Annotated in this window: 3 protein-coding genes and 1 pseudogene; 3 read left to right on the top strand and 1 reads right to left on the bottom strand. The window is 72.3% G+C overall.

The genetic code is table 11. The features are described from left to right. Nucleotides 1–1,396: NAD+ synthase (locus tag ACTIDRAF_RS0221525; protein ID WP_026066362.1), on the bottom strand; the 1,396-nt coding region annotated here is incomplete at its 3' end. Nucleotides 1,397–1,562: 166 nt separating this feature from the next. Between ACTIDRAF_RS0221525 and ACTIDRAF_RS0221520 the strand changes: the two genes are divergently transcribed. From ACTIDRAF_RS0221520 to ACTIDRAF_RS0221510, 3 genes and pseudogenes are all read left to right on the top strand, one after another. After that, entirely contained in the window at nt 1,563–3,146 is a 1,584-nt protein-coding gene (locus ACTIDRAF_RS0221520) for an alpha/beta hydrolase (protein WP_016700784.1), read from the top strand. Nucleotides 3,147–3,216: 70 nt separating this feature from the next. Further along, entirely contained in the window at nt 3,217–4,560 is a 1,344-nt protein-coding gene (gene glnA / locus ACTIDRAF_RS0221515) for a type I glutamate--ammonia ligase (RefSeq protein WP_016700783.1), read from the top strand. 67 nt (nt 4,561–4,627) lie between these two features. Beyond that, nucleotides 4,628–5,017: pseudogene (locus ACTIDRAF_RS0221510) on the top strand (hypothetical protein); the annotation flags it as partial.

The following is a 5,017-nucleotide window of genomic DNA, read 5'->3' as shown; positions in this document are numbered from 1 at the left end:
CCCGGCGCTCCGCCTCCTCGTTCCGCCACAGCGCCAGCCGCCGCACCATCGTCTTGGGGACGTCCTTGATCGGGGCGAAGCCGCCGACGGCGTCGCCGTAGATGGTGGAGAAGCCGACCGCCAGCTCGGACTTGTTGCCCGTCGCGAGGACCAGGTGCCCGTCCTGGTTCGACAGCCCCATCAGCGTGACCCCTCGGCAGCGGGCCTGCACGTTCTCCTCGGCGAGCCCGGTCAGGCCCAGTTGGTCCACGAAGACGGCGACGCCGTCGACGATGGGCTGCGACGAGTAGTGCAGGCCGGTGCGTTCCGCCAGCTCGGCCGCGTCGTTCCTGGAGTGGTCCGAGGAGTACCGGGAGGGCATGGACACGCCGTGCACCCGGTCGGCGCCCAGCGCGTCCACCGCCAGCGCCGCGCACACCGCGGAGTCGATCCCGCCGGAGAGCCCCATCAGGACGGTGCGGAACCCGTTCTTCTCCACGTAGTCCCGCAGCCCCGTCACCAGCGCGCCCCACACCTCGGCGGACTCGGACAGCGGAGCGGCGGGCGCCGGGGCGGCGGCCGGTGGGTACGCGGGGAGCGGGTCCTCCGCGATCACCCGGCGGACGACCTCGAACCCCTCCCCGTCCGGCCCCCCGCCGGGGTTGTCGGCCAGGTCGAGGTCCACCACCAGCAGGTCCTCCTCGAAGCGGGGGGAGCGGGCGAGCACGGCGCCGTCCCCGCCGCACACCAGGGAGTCACCGTCGAAGACCAGTTCGTCCTGCCCACCCACGAGGTTCACGTAGGCCATCGGAACCCCGGTCCTGCTCGCGTAGCCCGAGACCAGGTCCCCCCGTGCGTCACCCTTGGCGCGTTCGTAGGGCGAGCCGTTGAGGCAGACCACCAGGTCCGCGCCCTCCGCCGCCAGCGCGTCGGCCGGGCCGGGGCGCTGCCAGATGTCCTCGCAGATCACGACGCCGAGGTCGACCCCGTGGAAACGCACCACCGGCAGGCGGCGGCCGGGCCGGAAGTACCGGAACTCGTCGAACACCCCGTAGTTGGGCAGGTGGTGCTTGGCGTAGCGGGCCACGACCTCACCGCCGTGCAGCAGCGCCGCCGCGTTCCTCGGCCCCTCCTCGTCGCGGTCCAGGTAGCCGACGACCACCAGGGCCTCACCGCAGCCGGCCTCCCGCAGCCGTACGGCCAACCGGTCCAGCTCGGCCCGGGATCGGGCGGCGAAGGAGGAGCGCAACGCCAGGTCCTCCACGGGATACCCGGTGAGGACCATCTCCGGGAAGGCCACGAGGTGGGCGCCGGCCGCCACCGCCCGGCGTGACCAGTCGAGGACCAATCCCGCGTTACCCGTCACGTCACCGACCTGAGCGTTCACCTGAGCCAGGGCTATCCGGAGCTGCGCCATACGCTCATCTTCCGCCAGTCGGGGGACGGGCGGTCTACCGGGCGGCGAGGAGTGGGCCAGCTCATGGCGGGCTCGTCCGTTCGACGGTCCCTCGGACTGACGTCGCCGCATCGGGGAGCAGTGGACCTTTCGCCATGCCGGTGGACGGCTGTGCCGCCCTGGCAGGATGGGCCGGGTGGGGAAGATCCGGACATGGGGCGCGATAGCCCTGGCCGCGGCCTGTGTCGCGTGCACCAGCCAGCCGACCGACGACCAGACGCCGGAGCCCTCGGCGGCGCAGCCGGGCCCGGCGGGGTCGGTGCCCGATGGCCTCGAGGACTACTACGGCCAGCCGGTCGAGTGGCAGGGCTGCGCCGACTTCGCCACCAGCCCGGAGGAGGCAACCGCCGTCGGAGCGGACGGTCTCGAGTGCGCCCACCTGCGGGTGCCGCTGGACTACGACGACCCCGGGGGTGAGGAGATCCGCATCGGTGTCCTGCGCCGGCCGGCCGAGGACCCCAGCACGCGCATCGGGTCGATCCTGGTCAACCCCGGTGGCCCCGGCGCGGGCGGAGTCCCGGCCGCGGCCGGGCTGGCTCCCGAGGTCGCCGACACCGAACTCGGGCGCCGCTTCGACCTCGTCGGATTCGACCCCCGAGGCCTCGGCACCAGCGAACCCGCCATCCAGTGCTGGACAGGCGAGGAACGGGACGCCTACCGGGTCGAGCAGGTCGCCGACACCTCGCCGGAGGCCGTCGCCCGCAACGACGCCGACCAACGCGCCTACGCCGAGGCCTGCGAGCAGCGCAACGGCGCCGAGTTCCTCGCCTCCCTCGGAACCACCACGGTCGCCCGCGACCTGGACGTCCTGCGTTCCGCCCTCGGCGACGAACGGTTGACCTACCTCGGCTACTCCTACGGGACCCGGTTGGGCAGCACCTACGCCGCCCTCTTCCCGGACAACGTGCGCGCCCTGGTCCTCGACGGCGCCCTCGACCCCGACGCGGACCCGGTCGAACAACGCGTGGACCAGCAGGCCGGCTTCCAACAGGCGTTCGACGCCTTCGCCGACTGGTGCGCCGAGCAGAACCCGTGCGTGCTCGGTTCCGACCCCGAGCAGGCGGTCGAGGTGTTCCGGGAGCTGGTGGACCCGCTCGTCGACCAACCGGCCGCCGCCGGTGACCGGCTGCTGTCCTACCCCGACGCGATCACCGGCACCATCCAGAGCCTGTACACCCAGGAGTTCTGGCCGGTGCTGAACCAGGGCCTGGCGCAGCTCGCCACCGGTGACGGCAGCACCCTGCTGCTGCTCGCCGACGTCTACCACGGGCGTTCGCCGACCGACGGCTCCTACAGCACCATGATGGACGGGTTCACCGCCGTGCGGTGCGTGGACGACCCGCCGATCAGCGACGACGAGGTCCTCACCGAACTCGACCGGCGCGCCCGGGAGGCGGCCCCGTTCCTCGACACCGGCGGCGAGCCCGGCCCGCTGCGGGACGCCTGCGCGTTCTGGCCGGTGCCCCCGAACGACGCTCCGCCCGCGCCGGACGCCGACCGGCTCCCGACCACGCTCGTCGTCTCGACCACCGGCGACCCGGCGACCCCCTACGAGGCCGGCGTCGAACTCGCCGACGCCCTGGGTGGGCGGCTGCTCACCTACGAGGGCAACCAGCACGGGGTCGTCCTCCAGGGGGCGGACTGCGTCGACGAGATCGCCACCGCCTACCTCGTCGACCTCGACCTGCCCGACGAGGACGTCACCTGCTGACCCGGATGCGGCCCCGCCGGACTCGGCGGGGCGCAACACCCGGGTAACGGTGATTGCCTAGGCTGCCCCCATGGATCGCCAGCAGGACTTCGTGCTGCGGACGCTCGAGGAGCGCGACATCCGCTTCGTGCGGCTTTGGTTCACCGACGTGCTGGGCTTCCTCAAGTCCGTCGCGATCGCGCCGGCCGAACTCGAGGGGGCCTTCGCCGAGGGCATCGGCTTCGACGGGTCGGCCATCGAGGGCTTCGCCCGGGTGTACGAGTCCGACATGGTCGCCAGGCCCGATCCCTCGACCTTCCAGGTGTTGCCCTGGGAGACCGCCGACGGCCAGCACTACTCGGCCCGGATGTTCTGCGACATCACGATGCCGGACGGTTCCCCCTGCTGGGCCGACCCCCGGCACGTCCTGCGGCGGACGCTGTCGCGGGCCACCGAGTCCGGGTTCACCTGCTACGTCCACCCCGAGATCGAGTTCTACCTGCTCAAGGACCTTCCCGGCGACGGGAACGAACCCGTTCCCGCCGACTCGGGCGGCTACTTCGACCAGGCGAGCCACAACGCGGCCCCCCACTTCCGACGGCACGCCATCGAGGCGTTGGAGGACATGGGCATCTCGGTCGAGTTCAGCCACCACGAGGCGGCGCCGGGCCAGCAGGAGATCGACCTGCGCTACGCCGACGCGCTCACGATGGCCGACAACGTGATGACCTTCCGCTACGTGGTGAAGGAGGTCGCGATCAAACAGCAGGTCCGCGCCTCCTTCATGCCCAAACCGTTCACCGCGCACCCCGGCTCGGGCATGCACACCCACATGAGCCTGTTCGAGGGCGACCGGAACGCGTTCTACGACAGCGAGGACCCCTACGAACTGTCGGGCACCGGCAAGGCGTTCGTCGCCGGGCTGCTCCGGCACGCCAGGGAGATCACCGCCGTCACCAACCAGTGGGTGAACTCCTACAAGCGGCTCGTCGCCGGGGGAGAGGCCCCGACGGCCGTCTGCTGGGGGCACGCGAACCGCTCCGCGCTGGTCCGGGTCCCCATGTACTCCCCCGGGAAGGCCTCGTCCCGACGGGTGGAGATCCGCAGCCTCGACTCGGCGTGCAACCCCTACCTCGCCTACGCGGTAACGCTCGCCGCCGGGCTCAAGGGCATCCAGGAGGGGTACGAGCTCCCACCGGCCACCGAGGACGACGTGTGGTCGTTGACCGAGTCGGAGCGTCGGGCGGCCGGCTACGCCAGCCTGCCGCAGAACCTCAACGAGGCCCTGGGCGAGCTGGAGTCGTCCGAACTCCTCGCGGAGGCGCTCGGCGAGCACGTGTTCGACTTCTTCCTCCGGAACAAGCGCGCCGAGTGGGACGCCTACCGCAGCCACGTCACCCCGTACGAGCTGAGGACGCTGTTGCCGGTGTTGTGAGGGTCGGGACCAGGCGAAACCAGCTCAGCACGACCGGCCCTCCCGCGCGGACGATAGATTCGGCGCCGTGAGCGAGCTCCCTGCCAACGGCAAGAATCCCGCCGGGGCGTCGCCCTCGGCGTCACCCGCGCCCGCCGACCAGCCGACCACGGACGACGACTCGGCGGCCTGGTTCGACCACTCGACCGCTCCGAACGGGGAACCCGCCGCCGACCGCGCGCACCGGGGCCCGGCAGGGACACCGCACAACGCCTTCGGTGCGTTGCGACGTACCCTGCCGCCGCGCCCGAACGCCGACCAGCAGGGCGGTGACCCCCGGCAGGAGCAGCGGACCTCCTCGCTGTTCACCCCGGCGACGCCGGTCGACGGACCACCCATGCCCCCACCGCCCGGTAGCGTCCCCGGCCCCGGGCCGTCCGCCCCGGCAGCCCACCCGCCGCGACCGGCCACGGGCGGG

This window comes from Actinoalloteichus spitiensis RMV-1378, assembly GCF_000239155.1.
GTDB classification, from domain to species: domain Bacteria; phylum Actinomycetota; class Actinomycetes; order Mycobacteriales; family Pseudonocardiaceae; genus Actinoalloteichus_B; species Actinoalloteichus_B spitiensis.
Note: the sequence above shows the minus strand (reverse complement) of the source record. Positions and strands in the feature narration are given on the sequence as shown.